The organism is Nocardia sp. NPDC059229 (genome assembly GCF_042754165.1).
Taxonomy (GTDB): domain Bacteria; phylum Actinomycetota; class Actinomycetes; order Mycobacteriales; family Mycobacteriaceae; genus Nocardia.
Window position 1 is genome coordinate 685,171 of sequence record NZ_JBHZAK010000001.1, and the last position, 15,294, is coordinate 700,464.

At 68.6% G+C, this 15,294-nt stretch carries 12 protein-coding genes; 4 read left to right on the forward strand and 8 right to left on the reverse strand.

From position 1 onward, the window contains the following. Positions 1-117: 117 nt before the first annotated feature. Positions 118-840: a hypothetical protein gene (locus ACFXHE_RS03255; RefSeq protein ID WP_379379294.1), complete on the forward strand. Its 723-nt coding sequence runs from the start codon at positions 118-120 to the stop codon at positions 838-840. A gap of 304 nt (positions 841-1,144) precedes the next feature. On the opposite strand, the gene galK is transcribed toward ACFXHE_RS03255, so the two are convergent. Then, positions 1,145-2,257 (reverse strand): galactokinase, encoded by a 1,113-nt coding sequence (galK, locus tag ACFXHE_RS03260; RefSeq protein WP_379379296.1) that lies wholly within the window; start codon positions 2,255-2,257, stop codon positions 1,145-1,147. Positions 2,258-2,529: 272 nt separating this feature from the next. Between galK and ACFXHE_RS03265 the strand changes: the two genes are divergently transcribed. Continuing rightward, positions 2,530-4,050, forward strand: a complete 1,521-nt coding sequence (locus tag ACFXHE_RS03265) for a diguanylate cyclase domain-containing protein (RefSeq protein ID WP_379379298.1) — start codon at positions 2,530-2,532, stop codon at positions 4,048-4,050. Positions 4,051-4,127: 77 nt separating this feature from the next. On the opposite strand, the gene ACFXHE_RS03270 is transcribed toward ACFXHE_RS03265, so the two are convergent. Both ACFXHE_RS03270 and ACFXHE_RS03275 read right to left on the reverse strand, forming a co-directional pair. Continuing rightward, positions 4,128-4,880 carry a DUF6319 family protein gene (locus tag ACFXHE_RS03270; protein WP_379379300.1) on the reverse strand — a complete coding sequence of 251 codons (753 nt, stop codon included), beginning with the start codon at positions 4,878-4,880 and terminating at the stop codon, positions 4,128-4,130. A gap of 240 nt (positions 4,881-5,120) precedes the next feature. Continuing rightward, entirely contained in the window at positions 5,121-5,531 is a 411-nt protein-coding gene (locus ACFXHE_RS03275) for a hypothetical protein (protein ID WP_379379302.1), read from the reverse strand. Between the two features lie 182 nt (positions 5,532-5,713). Between ACFXHE_RS03275 and ACFXHE_RS03280 the strand changes: the two genes are divergently transcribed. Beyond that, positions 5,714-7,678: a molybdopterin-dependent oxidoreductase gene (locus ACFXHE_RS03280; RefSeq protein ID WP_379379304.1), complete on the forward strand. Its 1,965-nt coding sequence runs from the start codon at positions 5,714-5,716 to the stop codon at positions 7,676-7,678. Positions 7,679-7,687: 9 nt separating this feature from the next. Here ACFXHE_RS03280 and ACFXHE_RS03285 read toward each other — a convergent pair whose 3' ends face one another. The 5 genes from ACFXHE_RS03285 to ACFXHE_RS03305 all read right to left on the reverse strand — a co-directional run bounded on the left by ACFXHE_RS03285 (position 7,688) and on the right by ACFXHE_RS03305 (position 14,416). Beyond that, positions 7,688-8,587, reverse strand: a complete 900-nt coding sequence (locus tag ACFXHE_RS03285) for an SGNH/GDSL hydrolase family protein (RefSeq protein ID WP_379379306.1) — start codon at positions 8,585-8,587, stop codon at positions 7,688-7,690. Between the two features lie 130 nt (positions 8,588-8,717). Further along, complete coding sequence (locus ACFXHE_RS03290; protein WP_379379308.1) at positions 8,718-11,240, reverse strand: MFS transporter; 2,523 nt, start codon at positions 11,238-11,240, stop codon at positions 8,718-8,720. Positions 11,241-11,361: 121 nt separating this feature from the next. Beyond that, positions 11,362-12,021 carry a phosphate uptake regulator PhoU gene (locus ACFXHE_RS03295; protein WP_379379310.1) on the reverse strand — a complete coding sequence of 220 codons (660 nt, stop codon included), beginning with the start codon at positions 12,019-12,021 and terminating at the stop codon, positions 11,362-11,364. Positions 12,022-12,150: 129 nt separating this feature from the next. Beyond that, the gene (locus ACFXHE_RS03300) at positions 12,151-13,422 is read right to left on the reverse strand and encodes a diguanylate cyclase domain-containing protein (protein WP_379379312.1); all 1,272 of its coding nucleotides are present in this window, start codon (positions 13,420-13,422) and stop codon (positions 12,151-12,153) included. Positions 13,423-13,537: 115 nt separating this feature from the next. After that, positions 13,538-14,416: a DMT family transporter gene (locus ACFXHE_RS03305; RefSeq protein WP_379379314.1), complete on the reverse strand. Its 879-nt coding sequence runs from the start codon at positions 14,414-14,416 to the stop codon at positions 13,538-13,540. 208 nt (positions 14,417-14,624) lie between these two features. On the opposite strand from ACFXHE_RS03305, the gene ACFXHE_RS03310 reads away from it, so the two are divergent. Beyond that, positions 14,625-15,245 carry a TetR/AcrR family transcriptional regulator gene (locus ACFXHE_RS03310; RefSeq protein ID WP_379379316.1) on the forward strand — a complete coding sequence of 207 codons (621 nt, stop codon included), beginning with the start codon at positions 14,625-14,627 and terminating at the stop codon, positions 15,243-15,245. The last annotated feature ends 49 nt before the right edge of the window (positions 15,246-15,294 follow it).

Consider the following 15,294-nt stretch of genomic DNA (forward strand, 5'->3'; position numbering starts at 1 on the left):
GCGACACGGCCTCCGGGCCGTGCCGCCGGCCAGTCACATCCTTTCGCGGCTCACGCACATAGAAGAGCCGCGCCATCCGTGCGGACCCTGACCCGCACTGACGAAAGACCAAACCTGATGAAGCTCAACAAGTTCGCCGTATCCGCCGCCCTCGTGACGACCGCGCTCGGGGTCACCGCCGGAACCGTGAACGCCGCACCCGCCCAGTCCGACGCGGGTGTCGTCAACTACAGCGCCACCACCGGCGAGAGGGACCTGACCATCCGCACGGATGCCGGGTCGCTGGTGGTGGACAATGGCGTCCTGAAGATCAAGGCCGCCGACGGAACCACGGTCGCGGGCACCGAATTGTCGTTCCGGGTGGACGATTTCGTCTTCCCGATCGCCGCCGACATCCATGACCACGTCGCCACGCTCACCCCGCAGTTCGACACCGCCCACGCGGTCTACCAGCCGGTCGCGCTGCCCTTCGAGAACAGCGCCCCCTGGAAGTCGGACTACGAGCGTGAACAGGCCGCCTGGAGCCGCATGACCAGCACCATCTCCATGGGCGCCACCGTCGGCACCCTGGCCGGCGGCCTCGGCGGCGCGGCTCTCGGCTGCCTGCTCGGCGCCGTCGGAGCCGCCGGCCTGGTCACCCTCGGCTCCGCAGGCGTCCTCGCCGCCATGTTCGTGCCGCTCCTCGGCGCAGCCGGCACCGGCTGCCTCATCGGCGCAGGCGCCGTCGGCTTCGTCGGCACCATCGCCGGCCAGCTCTTCGTAACCGCCCCGGTAGCCATCGCCGCCGCAGTCCAGTACTTCACAACCATCACCCAGCCCTCGATCACACCCGCGAAGTAACCCGAAACCCGTTGCCGCCGACCGATCCACCGACTTCCCGATCGGCCGGCGGCACCGTGACCACCACCGAAAAACGGGCGTCTCGCCACCATTTGCACCAGCCCGGACGACAACATCACACCAACTGTCACTGCTGATACACCGCCGAACCGAGCGAGGCCAGGCGAATGACCCACACGCACTGCAGTTTCGCGGCTCGGCGAACAGCGCGTTGCTCGGCGGAGGGTTACCGCTCGAGTCCGGCCGCGCGTGGATCCAGTTACGGCGGACAGCCTCTGACGACGAGTTGGAGGTACAGCGCGGGTCAGGGAAGGCGGTGGGCGCCGGCGGAGGGGGTTGCCGTGTAGTCGTGGGGTGGGGGGAATCCCTTGGTGGCGAAGGATTCTCGGATGGCGGTGACGATGTCGGGGGTGTCGTCGCGGTCGGCGAGGGCGAGGATGCTGCCGCCGAAGCCGGCGCCGGTCATGCGGGCACCGTGGGCGCCGGCGGCGAGGGCCGCGTCGACGGCGGTGTTCAAGGGTGGGGCGGAGACTTCGAAGTCGTCGCGGAGGGATTGGTGGGCGGCGGTGAGGAGGGGGGCTATGGTGCGGGGGTCGGCGCCGGTGCGCAATTGTTCGGCTATTTGCAGGACACGGGCGTTTTCGGTGATCACGTGGCGGGCGCGGCGGCGGAGGAGAGGGTCGGTGAGGCGGTCTGCTTCGGCGGCGAAGGGGATGTCGCGGAGGGTGGGGGCGTCCAGTTGGGCTGCGGCGGCGGCACATTCGGCGCGGCGGGTGGCGTAGTCGCTGTCCACCAGGCGGTGGGGGGTGCCGGTGTCGATGATGAGCAGCGTCAGGCCGAAGGCGGCCAGGTCGAAGGGGATCTGCTCGGTGGCTCCGGTGCGGGTGTCGAGGAAGAGGAGGTGACCTGCGGTGCAGAGGAGAGAAGCGGACTGGTCGAGGGTGCCGGTGGGGACGCCGGCGTAGACGTTTTCGGCGGTGCGGGCGATGTCGATGAGCTCGGTGTCGGTGATGGCGGGGGCGAACAGGTCCCGCAGGGCGATGGCGACCGAGCAGGACAGGGCCGCCGAGGAGGACAGGCCCGCGCCGATCGGGACAGTGCCGTCGAGGTCGAGGTGAACGCCGGGCACCTCATGGCCGCGGCGCTCGAATTCGCGGATGACGCCGAGCGGATAGCGCGACCAGGCGGGGAATTCGGACCAGCCGCCGGTGGCGATCGCGGGCGTGGTGGTGTCGACGGGGTCACCGGGCGCCTGCCGGGATCTCAGCCGCACCACACCACCCGGTCTGGCCGCCGCGGCGCAGGTCACACCCAGCGGCAGGGCCATCGGGAGCACGTAGCCGTCGTTGTAATCGGTGTGCTCGCCGATGAGATTCACCCGGCCCGGGGCCCACCAGCGTCCCGCCGTCGTTTCCACTTCCGGCTCCTGTTCACAGGTTCGCGCAGGCCGTACGGTTCGATTCGCTGGGGAGCATAGCGAGTCTCGCGGAAAGTGATCCTGCGGGTTCGCCGAACTCCGCTCCGGAGCGGCCGTTTTCATGTCATGATCGGTTCGGTTGCCCAGATAGTGGCAGCGCCTTTTCTCTACCGGGCACTCTGTCACTGCTGCGCGGGACCTATGCTCGTACCGCAACACTCGGTTGATGATCGGCGGTGTCTTTTCGAGTACTGCTCGGACAAGGGGGGCTGGTGGGAACGGACGCACAACCGGCCGAACGGTCTGGTCCGCGCTTCAAAATCTGCTGGCGCACCGTGCTGTTCGTCGGTGGCGTGCTAATTCTCGGCCTGCCCATGGTGGTCAATGCCCGCGCGGTAGCCCTGGGCACCCTGTTCGTGTCGGTGGCCATCAGCCTCACCATGATCGGGCTCGGTGTACGCAGGTACCACCCCCGCCATCCCCTGCCCTGGTATCTACTCTCGGCGTCCGCCGTGCAATTCGCCATCGGCACCGGGCTGCGCCACATCTCCGAATCGCAGCGCCACCCCTTCGACGATCTGTTCACCCTCAGCGGGTACTGCTGCGTCGGTGTGGCCGCGGTGCTGTGGCTGCGCCCGCGGCAGAACAGCACCGACCACGATCTGCTGCTGGATTCCGGGCTGATCGGCCTGGGCGCGCTGCTGCTGTCGTGGACGTTCCTCATCTCACCGGTGCTGCACATGACGCACCACACCTACTTCACCACCATCACCTCGGTCGCGGATCCCATCGTGGACGCCCTGCTGCTCACCGTGATCGTGCACTCGGTGATCACCTCGGCGCGCTCGGAAACCTCGCTGCGGCTGGTGCACCTGGCCATGCTGGTGATCCTGGCCGGTGACCTGGCCTACAACCTGGAAACCGCGGGCTCGGCGGTCTTCGGCCGCCAGATCCAGCTGCTGCCACTGCAACTGGGCTTCACACTGATCGGCGCGGCCGCCCTGCACCCGAGCATGGTGGTCCTGGGCGAGCCGCGCGACATCCATCCGCACCGGTCCCGGCAGCGGGCCAGCATCATCGCCATCGTCATGATCGTGGCCTCGCTGGTGCCGGTGGTGGGCTCCAGCCTCGACACGCTCGATCGCGTGGTGGTGTCCTCGCTCTTCGCCCTACTACTAGCGGGCGTACTGCTACGCAGTGAACGCGCCATCGAACGCAGCGCCCGCAGCGAACGGCGCGCGCAGTATCAGGCAGACCACGACATGCTCACCGGACTCCTGAACCGCGCCGCCCTGCTGCGGGCGCTGCATCGTAATCGGGAGCGTTGGGCCGGACAGCCTTTGGCCCTGCTGTTCATCGACCTCGACGGCTTCAAGCGGGTCAACGACAACTACGGCCATGCGGTGGGTGACGAGCTCATCGCCAATGCCGCCGCCCGCATCCGTCGCGTGATCCGCCGCGATGACGCGGCCGCCCGCTACGGCGGTGATGAATTCGTGGTGCTCGCCCCGCTGGCGCAGCAGCAGGCCCGCCAGCTGGCGGAGCGGCTACTCGCCACCTTGGGCGAACCGTTCGAGCTGAGCGCGGCCGAGGTGCGAATAGCGGCCAGTATCGGAATCGCCTGCACCAAGCCACGAGAGAGCGAGACCACCGTCTACGAGCTACTGCGCGAGGCGGATTCGGCCATGTACCACGCCAAGGAATACTCCCTCGGCTACATCTTCCACGACGACCTGCGCCGCAGCCGTCCCGAATCCGGTCCTCGCACCTGGCAGCGCGAATCCGCGGTATGACCCGGAAGCGGCCCAGCCCCACACGAAAAGGGTTGGGCCACCGGTCCTCGCGCCGGAGTTACCCGCGTGGAATCTCGTCAGGCCAGGTCTTCGAGTAGCCGACGGGCCGATTCGAGTTCGGCCTGCAGCTGCGCGACCTTGGCCTGCTGGGCGGCGCGGACCGACTCGTGGATGGAGTCGACGACCTCGGCGAATTCGGGGTGGAGAATCTTGGCGGCCTGGGCCACAGCGGAACTCGTGACCGGCAGGCCCTTGATGGTGCGCTTCTTGCCGTTCACGACATCCAGGGTCCACTCCCCCTCGGCGGTGCCGCTGAGGGTGACCGTCACCTCGGCAGCCTTCGGCTTCTTCGCGGCGGCGCTGTTGGCGGCATTGCGGGCCGGACGCGACGCGGCGGGCTTGGCCTTGGCCTCGGGCGCGGATTCCGCAGCCGGCTGCGGGGTCTCGACCTTGGCTTCCGGAGCGGGCGAAGCGCTCGGCGCGGTGGCCGGCATCGTCACGGGAGACGACATCGTCACGGTGGGTTCCTTCCTGGTTGCCGTTTTCGGTTGAGCTCCGGCCGGTTTGGCCGGGTTCTGCCGGGCCGGTTTGGTCAGGGTCACCTCGGTGGGACCGAAGGACAGCACATCCTTCGAGCCAGTCGGCTTCACCTGCAGGAAATCCCCCTCGGACGGATCCCCGAGGGACATCACCTTTCCGGAACGGCCTTCCGGGACGCCGACCGCCACCGCGGTGAACCACACCATCGGTGGCCGGCCCGCGTCGATTTCCGCGGCGATCTGCCGAATTTCGGTATCCGACAAGGGCTGTGGCTTGGTACGGGTCGACATGGGGCACTCCGGGCGGACGGGGCGGACATCTGCGTGCCAAGAGCATGCACCATGGCACCGACAAATCCACATCCGGAGAACGCACATGGTCACCGCCCGAGGGCCAGTGAACCGTCAGCTATTCCTACTGGTGCGGCCCACAGAGCATGGCCGGCGCTGGTGATCCTAAGCGTCCGCCCCTGTCCCCGCGCAACTTTCGAGGCAGCGCGACCGCCCGGCCGCCCGATTCGCGAGGATCGGTCAGAGTTGCTCGACCCCGCGCAGCACACACCGGACGGTCTGTGGCCGCGACACCGGATTCAGCCGCGTCTCCGTGGTGAAGTCCTGCGTCGAGCCCGGCGCCACCAGGACCTCGGTGCGTGTCCGTTCCAGATCGGTGGACTCCGGCGACATGAAACTGATCACCACCAGATACCGGTGCTCCACCACATCCCGATTGCTCACCACCGCCGTCGCCTGCCAGCCCGCAGCGGTCCCCGCGCAGGCGGTGACGAAGGCGCTGCGCTGCATCTCGCCCGAGTCGCTGGCGGCCAACTCGCTGTTCGCCTGGTGTACGTGCGCGGCATCGGTGTGGCCGGCGTGGGCGCATCCGGTCAGCAGCGCCGCACATCCCGAGACGACACCGACGAGACCTCGGCCGGGGGTGATCATGAATCTCCCATTCCACCGCGCACTTCCGCCCCCGCACTCCTGTTGCGGCTGATTAGCCGCGCGCCGAGAGTACCCCAGCTCGACCGCGTGTCGTCACATGACGGCATAGGCGTGTCGCGCCCGGAAACCGGCCGTACGCTCGCCTTTCGCGCGCACGCGCGGACCTGCCTACGATCGATCGGGTGAAGGTTCTCGGAGCGTGCCCACTCGACTGCCCGGACGCCTGCTCCTGGGTGGTGGACGTGCAGGACGGCCGGGCGACCGGCCTGCGCGGCAACCGCGAGCACCCGGTCACCCGGGGCGCGCTGTGCGTGAAGGTGAACCGCTACCTCGACCAGGTGCACTCTCCCGAGCGCCTCACCCGGCCACTGCGCCGGGTCGGCCGCAAGGGCGAGGGCCGCTTCGAACCGATCACCTGGGACGAGGCGCTCGACGAGATCGCCACCCGGCTCACCGGCATCCTCGCCGAGTACGGCGGCGAGGCCGTCTGGCCCTTCCACGGCACCGGCAGCCTCGGCTACATCCAAGGACTCGAGGGCTTCTCCGGCCGGCGGTTCTTCAATGCGCTCGGCGCCTCCCTGCACGACCCGACCATCTGCTCCGTCGCGGGCAGCACGGGGCTGAAATACACCCTGGGCACCGCGGGCGGCATGGACCCGGAGCAGCTGGCGCAGTCGCGGCTGATCCTGCTGTGGGGCACCAATCCGCTCAGCTCCGGCCATCATGTCTGGAAGTTCATCCAGGACAGCGGCGCGTACACGGTGGCCATCGACCCGGTGCGCACCCGCACCGCCGAACGCTGTGACGAACACCTCGCCCCGCTGCCCGGCACCGACGCGGCGCTGGCGCTGGGGCTCATGCACGTCATCGTCGGGCTGGGCGCCGAGGACACCGAGTTCCTGGAAACCCACACCGAGGGTTGGCCCGAATTCCGCGAGCGCATCGCGCAGTACCCGCCGGAGCGGGTCGCCGAGATCACCGGGCTGCCAGTGGAACGCATAGTGACCCTGGGCGAACGCATCGCCCGCACCCGGCCCACGGCCATTCGCGCCTCGCAGGGGATGCAGCGGCACGCGGGCGGCGGGATGGCGCTGCGCACCCTGGCCTGCCTGCCCGGTGTCACCGGCGACTGGGCGATTCCCGGTGGCGGACTGCACTATTCGACCAGCGGGCACTTCCGGCTCGACACCCCCGCGCTGATGCGATTCGATCTGCTGCCGCATCCGGTGCGGACGCTCTCCATGACCCGCATGGGCGAGGTGCTGCTGGACACCGACGGACCGCCGGTCAAGGCGCTGTTCGTGATCGCGGCGAATCCGGTGGGCTCCAATCCCGATCAGCGCCGGGTGATCGAGGGCCTGTCCCGCGAGGATCTGTTCACCGTTGTCCTGGAACACTTTCCGACCGACACGGTCGACTACGCCGATATCGTCCTCCCGGCCACCATGCAGCCCGAGCACCTCGATGTGCTGGCCGCGTACGGCAATCTCTATCTGGTCTGGAACGAACCGGCCGTGACCCCACCCGGTGAATGCCTGCCCACCACCGAGACCTTCCGCCGGTTGGCCCGGCGCCTGAGGCTGACCGAACCGGCGCTGTACGAGTCGGATGTGGACCTGGCGAACCAGCTGTTGAAACAGTACGACGTCGACCGGCTGCGCGCCGACGGCTTCCTGAAGATCGATCCGAGCCCGGTGCCCGTGGACAAGCTCCGGTTCGTGTCGGACCGCGCGGCGCGGGCCGGCCACGATCCGCTGGCCGGGTACACCCCGCCCTCCGATCCGGGCGACGGACTGGTGCTGATTTCCGCGGCGTCGCACTACTTCCTGAACACCAGCTTCGGCGTCGATCCCGAATTACGCAGGCGCGCAGGCGAACCGACCGTCACGATCCATCCCCGGGACGCGGCGGCGCGCGGCATCGCGGACGGCGATCCGGTCACCGTCCGCAATGATCGCGGCTCCTTCGAGGCCGTCGCCGACGTCTCCGACCGGGTCCGGCCCGGTGTCGCCGCGACCACGAAGGGCCGCTGGGCCAAGCACTCCGGCGGTTCGACGGTGAATGCGACGGTCGCGGAACGTGATTCGGACTTCGGTGGCGGCGCGGTGTTCCACGACAACCGGGTATCGATCACCCCGCGCCGCTGACCGCGCCGGTCAGGAGGTGGCGTCGAGGGTCTCCAGGACCCGCCGCGCCTGGTAGTCCGCGCCGAGCTGGTTGGGGTGGAACGGCACCGCGAGCCCGACCGGGCTGCCCGAGAACGGCAGCAGACCCTCCACCCAGCGGGTGCCGACGGGCTGACAGGCGTCGTGCCCGGAGCTGCCGTCGTAGGTGTCGACGAACTCGACTCCGGTCTCGGCGGCCACCCGCCCGAGCATGTCGTGCAGTTCGATCAGCTTCTGCCCCAGCCAGATGGCGTCGGCGTCGGAGATGGGGATCTCCGGCCAGCAGCCGCCGTCGAGGCCGATGCCCTCGAAGTAGTCGAGCAGCAGGATGCGGGCGTGCGGGGCGCGCTCGCGAATGCCGGCGATGGTGGCGGCCACCCGGGGTTCGGTGCGAGCGATGTTCTGCGACATCCGGTCGACGCCGCTCACCACCATCTCGTTCAGGCAGGGGCTGACGGCCGGGTCGAGGGTGATGCAGTCGGTGACGGTGGCCGCGAGATCCGCGTCATTGCCGCCGATTTCGAGGGTGACCAGGTCGGTGTTCTCGGTCAGCCGGTCGAACTGCGGCGCGTTGTCGCCGAGCGCGGTGTGCTGCGGCCGGGTCATGTCGGCGGTGACCGCGCCGCCGCAGGTGGCGTCGCGGAATACCGGCACGGCCAGGGCCGCGGCGACCTGCTTGGCGTAATTGTGGACGCTCTGCACGCAGGGCACCGGGGTGAAGGCGGTGGTGAGCTGGCTCAGGGTGGCGTCGGCGGCCCAGGAATCGCCCAGGGCCACATACTCGTTGACGGCTGCGCCGGTGTCGGGGGTGGCGGGTTCGGCCTGCGCGGCGGCGGTGGGCACGAGGGCGGCGAGGGCGGCCACGGTCAGCAGTGCACGCGAGGTCTTCATGTCGGTTCTCCCCTGGACCAGCCCAATACCGAACATTGAACGGTATTCAGCTCGGAAACCTAACAGCTGCAGGACCGCGGCGCGCGGCGAATTGAAACAATCCTCAGTCGCAACCACTCCCGGCCCCGGCTCAGACCCGATCCACCGACTCCCAGCGCTCGCGCCCCGGCGATTCCACCCGCTCGTAGCCCAGCAGGACATCGTGGGCGACCTCGCCGTCGGCGACCGTGACCCGGCTGAACACCGCCGGATATCCCCGGGCCATCACGGTGTAGCGTCCCTCCGCCAGATCCGGCACGGCATAGCGGCCGGTGTCGTCGGTGCGGGTCACGGCGATCAGGTCACCGGCCTCGTCCAGCACCGTGATCTGGGCATCGGCCACGCCGTGACCGCGGTCGTTGCAGGCCGATCCGGCCAGCACCGCGCGCGGCGCCAATTCGATGTCGTGGCGCAGCATTCCGCTGTCCGGCACGGTCAGGGTGACCGCGGAGGGGCGCATGTGATCGGCCACCGCGACCAGCGTGTAGGTGCCGGCCAGCACGCCACGGCAGATGAAATCGCCCTCCGGGGTGGTGACCGTCGAGCCGACCACGTCACCGAACGCGTCGGTGAGAGTGATGGTCGCATCGCCCAGCGGCGCACCGCGTCCCACCGACCGCACCACGCCCGACACCTCACCGGATCCGAGCAGCGCCACGTCCTGGCGGTGCGGGCGGCTGCCGACCGAAATGGTCACCGCGGCGGGCTGATACCCGAACGCCGACACGATCAGCACGTAGCCGCCCGCCCGCGGGACCGCGATGATATAGCCGCCGTCGGGTTGGCCGACGGCTCGCGAAACCTGGCGTCCGCGTTGGTCGATGAGGGTGAGCACGGCGTCGGGCACCGACTGCCCGTCCTCGCGGTGCACGCACCCCGACACCGACAGCCCTGACGGCTCGGCGATATGGAATTCCGGCTCCGGCTCCGGCTCGGGCTCGAGTTCGGGCTCGATTTCCGGCTCGGCGATCTCCTCCACGACCGGCGTCGGAACATCCTGCAGCGGAATTTCTTTCATGAACATGAGCACGAACGCCGCCACCACCGCCACCGCGGCCGCCACGACGAACACCCCGCCCATGGCGTGGGTGAATCCGGTCAGGATGGGTACACGCACCTGGTCCGGCAGGGCCGCGATGCCGCTGGTATTGCTCTGGATCCGGCCCAGCTGCCCGGCGTCGAATCCCGGTGGCAGCTGTCCGCCGAACGCCGCCAGGATCTTGCGCGGCAGCAGGTTGAACAGGATGGTCAGGAAGACCGCGACGCCGAGCGTGCCGCCCATCTGCCGGAAGAAGGTGGCCGATGCGGTGGACACACCCATATCCGAACGCGGCCCGGCGTTCTGCGCCGCGATGATGAGCGTCTGCATGCACCCGCCGAGACCGAAACCGATGATGCCGCAGTACAGCAGCGGCTGCCACAGCGGGCTGTCGTAGTGCACCAGCGCGAACAGCACCGACCCGGCGCCGATCACCAGCGAGCCGAGGATCGGCAGCACCTTGTAGCGCCCGGTGAATTTGGTGATGAGCCCGGACAATTGCGCGCCCAGCATGATGCCCACCACCAGCGGCAGCATGAATAGCCCGGAGCGCGTGGGCGAGTACCCGCGCACCACTTGGAAGTACAGCGGCACCAGCACGATCGCGCCGAACATGGCGACACCGACGATGAACCCACCCAGGATGGCGATGCTGAAGGTGCGATTCGCGAACAGCCGCAGCGGAATCAGCGCGCTGTCCTTCATGAGGAATTCGACAATCAGGAACAGCACCAGTCCGGCGGCCGCGATGCCGTAGCAGAGCAGCGCGCGATGGGAGCCCCAACCCCAGTCGCGGCCCTGCTGGGCGACGATGAGCAGTGGAACCGTGCCCGCCGCAAGGGTTATCGCCCCCGGCCAGTCGGTGCGGTGGCGGTGCCGTGCGAAGGGCACGTCCAGCACCTTGCCGACCACCAGCAGCGCCAGTACCCCGATCGGCACGTTCACCAGGAACACCCAGCGCCAGCCCGCGAGCCCGAGAATGTGGTCGGCATTGGAGAAGAAGCCGCCCAGTACCGGTCCCAGCACCGTGGCGATGCCGAAGACCATCATGAAATAACCCTGGTACCTGACCCTTTCGCGGGGCGGCACGATATCACCGATGATGGTGAAGGCCAGCGACATGAGCCCGCCCGCACCGACGCCCTGCAGCGCACGGAATCCCGCGAGCTGGTACATGGAGGTGGCGAAGGTGCAGCACACCGAGCCGATCACGAAGATGCCGATTGCGATGAGGTAGCAGGGTTTTCGGCCGTAGATGTCGGCGAGCTTGCCGTAGAGCGGCGTCGAGATGGTGGCGGTGATGAGGTAGGCCGTGGTGGCCCAGGCCTGTTTGTCGAAGCCGTGCAGGCTGTTGGCGATGCGGACGATCGCCACGCTGACGATGTTCTGGTCCAGCGCCGCCAGGAAGACGCCCAGCAGCAGGCCGGACAGGATGGTCATGATCTGACGGTGCGACAGTGTTCTCTCGATCGGCGCTGCCCGGTCGCTGGGGGCCGGGGCGGCCGGGGCGACCCGGACCGGCGCCGCCACCCGCGCCGGGGTGGACACCGATGTCTGGGTGGAGATGTTGGTCATGTTTGGGGCCCTTGTCGGATTTCGGCTGTCCGTGCGTGCGGTGCTACTCGAAAAGACCTCGCCATGAAGCAATTCGGGCAGCTTACTCCCGCCGATCGGGGCCCCTCACACGAGGTGGTGGTTACGCCTCCGTTTGCGCGTAGAGCGGAATACCGGTGTGGAAGAAGCGAATGAGCCGCCCGATGCGCACGCAGTGGTCGGCCCCGCGCTCGAAGTGGTGGGCCAGCAGCGCGATATCGATGGCCATGGCCGACCCGTGCGGCCAGCGGTCATCGGCCGCCAGCTCCACCAGCCGGCCGCGCAGCCGCTCCAGGTTCTCGTCGGGCGGCACCAGGGCGCGATCGCGCGGCGGGTTCTGTGCCGCAATGACTTTGCCCGCCAGATCGGTGAGATAGGTGACCGCGGAGGACATTTCCGCGAGCAGGTCGAGGACATGCTGCGGGGCCACCGCATTCGGGTAGCGGCGCACCACCACATCGGCCACCCGGCTCAGGGCGCGGCTGACCGCCAGCAGGTCGTCGGCGATCTGCATGGCCGTCACCACCTGGCGCAGGTCGCGGGCCACCGGCGCCTCCAGGGCGAGCAGGATGACCGACCGGTCCTCACATTTCGCGTGCTCGATCTCCACCTGCTCTTCGAGCGCGAACACCTCGTAGGCGGCGGTCAGGTCGCTGCCGAGGAGCGCCGCCGCGGCCCGTTCGGAAGCCTCATGCGTCAGCCGCGCCATATGCGCGAGCTCATCGGTCAGCGCTATCAGCTCGCTGGAGAATTTCGTGCGCACTCGCATATCTTGGCCGCCCACCCGCATGCCTGCACACTATCGCGGCAAAACCTTTATCCCCGAATGGCTCTCGGTTCTCTCCCCGAGGCAAGAACCGACCGCCCAGTCGGGCGTGTGGCGGCTCCATGGCTACTGCCCGGCTGCGGGGCCGTTCTCGGTGCGGTGCAGTACCCAGGTGCCGCGGCCCGCGGCTTTGGCGCGGTACAGGCCGACATCGGCGTCGTCCAACAGCTTTTCGGCATTCGCGCCGGCAACCGGAGTGACAACGGCGCCGATGCTGGCCGAAATCGACAGCAGATCGCCAGGACCGACCGGAACCGGGTCTCGCAGCGTCGCAAGCATGGTCTCGGCGGCCGCGTGGGCCGTGTCGTCGTCGCAGGGCGGTGCGAGCAGCGCGACGAACTCGTCTCCTCCGATGCGGGCCGGCGTGACCGTCGGCGAGGTCAGGGTCGCGTCGAGCCTGCGGCCGACCTCGGCCAGCACGCTGTCTCCCGCGTGGTGGCCGTAGCGATCGTTGATCATCTTGAACGCGTCGAGATCGAGGAAGCACAATCCGATGTGATCGCCGGGACGGGCCGCCGCCACAATGGCCTCCAACTGTTCGAGCAGGCAATGACGATTCGGCAGACCCGTCAACGGGTCGTGACGGGCCTCCCACCACAGTTTCTGCTGCATGGCCCGCCGTTCGGTGATGTCCTCCCCGACGGCGAGCACGCGCACGTCACGTCCGTCCGCATCGTGCACCAGCGTCATCGTCCATGCGCCCCAGCAGACGGTGCCGTCGGGGCGACAGAAGCGGCCTTCCAAGTGCGCGGTACCGCTTCTGCGCTTGAGCAGACCGACGACCGTGTGCCGGAGCTTGTCGCGGTCGTCGGGGTGCATCAAGTCCAGCGCGGAGACCCCCGGCAGGTCCTCCTGGTTCATCCCGACCATCCGTGCCGTCGTGGCATTGGCCTCGAGGGTGATGCCGTAGTCGTCGTAGAGCGCGATAGCCACCGCGGCGTTGTCGAACACCACGCGGAAGCGTTGCTCGGCAGCCTCCTGGCTGCGGGCGTGGACGTCCAGCAGCTCGGTGGTGTAGCCGCGAGCAAGCTCTCCCAGGAGCGCGCCGAACCGCTGTGCTCGATCCGGGCGCCGTGACCGCTCCAGCAATCCGGCCAGCACCGCCGCGGTCGAGGTCATCATGGCGGGGACCGTCAGGTTCGACCGGACCATCTCGACCCCGACTCGGCATGCGGGCGACGGATCGAACGACTCGGCCGACAGGGCAGCTTCCAGCGTGACGATCCATCCTGTCGTCAACTGGCGGATGTCGGGCGGCACCGATGTCGGCACGCCACCGCAATCGACCAGGGCCGCCGACCATTCCCGCGCCATGTCGGCAACCTCACGACTGTCCATCCGTGAGGACCTTCCTCCATCGCCGGACCATCGAGGTCCAGCCCTTCCCTCCCCACTCGCTAACAATGAGCATACGAAAGAACCGCGGTGCCCGTGTCGGTGCCGGCCGACCGAGCTAGGCCGGCGCGGGCTCGGCCGCGGGCTGCACCCGGGCCCGGGCGGTGCCGAGGATCGAGCCCAGGATCACCAGCGGGAAGCCGATCGCCATGCCCGCGGTGAGGGGCTCGTCCAGCAGCGAGACGCCGATCAGCAGTGCCACCGCGGGATTGATGTAGGTGATGACGGTGGCGCGCGACGGGCCGACCTCGCCGATCAGGGCGAAGAAGACCACGAAGGCCAGCGCGGTGCAGATCAGGCCCAGGCCCACCACCGACCAGCTCGCTCCGGCCGGGAAGCGAGCAGGCATCCGCCACAGCGCGAACGGCAGATAGATGGCGGCGGCGAAGATCAGCGACCCGGTCACCACGCCGATCGGCGGCAACTCGGCCAGCTTGCGATCGATGATGATCGGGCCCAGCGCATAGCCGATGACACTCACGCCGATGGCCGCCAGCGCACCCAGATTCGAGACGTCGATATCCAGACCGACCAGGGCGGTCACGCCCGCGAAGCCGATCACCAGGCCGAGAATGCGCCGCGGATCGAGGCGTTCGTGCCCGAGGCGGGTGGTGAGCACGATGGCGATCAGGGGCACCGCCGCGATCAGCAGGCCCACCGTCGAGCTGGTCAGCCTGGTCTCGGCGCGCCCGATGAGCAGCCACGGACCGGTGATCTCGACGATCGTGTACACCAGCACCCAGCGCCAGTGCCGCAGTGCCGGCCGCAGCACCCGGGTGGACAGCGCGATGGGCAACAGCACCAGTGCACCCAGGAGGGTCCGCCCGAAGGCCACGAACACCGGATCGAAATCCCGCACCGCGACCCGGATCATGGCGTATGGCACACCCCAGATCACACCCATGCCCAGGAACAGCAGCCAGCCGCGCTTGCTCACCGACCCACCCCACAACCTCGTCGCACGACACGCTCCTTCCGAATCCCCGGGAGCGTAAGCCACGCCGCCGACACGCTGAATCGGTCGTCCGAACGCCATGGGCGTCCGAACTATTTCGGTCAGGCATGCGACACCCGCGAATAGAGCAGTGAAAACTTTCCCAGCGAGAAACATTGCCCATTGGGCACGTTTTGCGCATACTGGAGTCATGCCGGACGAACAGACCCTCGGTCTCCGCGAACGCAAGAAGCTCGACACCCGGAAAGCCTTGAGCGACGCGGCACTTCAGCTCATGTTCGAGCGCGGCCTGGAGAACGTGGTGCGCGAGGACATCGCCGCCCGCGCGGGAGTGTCCGTGCGCACCTTCAACAACTACTTCTCCGGCAAGTACGACGCGCTCGCCTACCGGCAGCTGGCCCGAATCAGCAGCGCCGTCGAGATTCTGCGCGGCCGTCCGGCGAACGAGCCGCTGTGGGAGTCGCTCACGGCGGCACTGCTCGAGCCACTCGAGGCGGAACACGCCGAGTCGCCCGGGTATCTGCCCTCGCCCACGGAGCTCGCCGAGGTCCGGAAACTGGTGGCCGCCCCCGAGACTCGGGCCCTGCTGTCCAAGGGCGTCGAAGACAACCTGATCATCGCCATTGCCGAACGCACCGGCACCGACCCGGAACTCGATCTGTACCCGCGGCTGGTGGCCGGGGCGGCCGGCGCCGCGCTGCAGGCCGCCTTCGAGGTCTATGTGCGCACGGCGCCGACCGTCCCCGTCACCCATCTGCTCCGCCAGGCCCTGTCCGCGCTCGCGGCGGGCCTGCCGCAACCGCCGGCATAGCAGCGCCGCTCTCGCCGGTTTCTCCACATACCCTCAACGACAAGAGGTT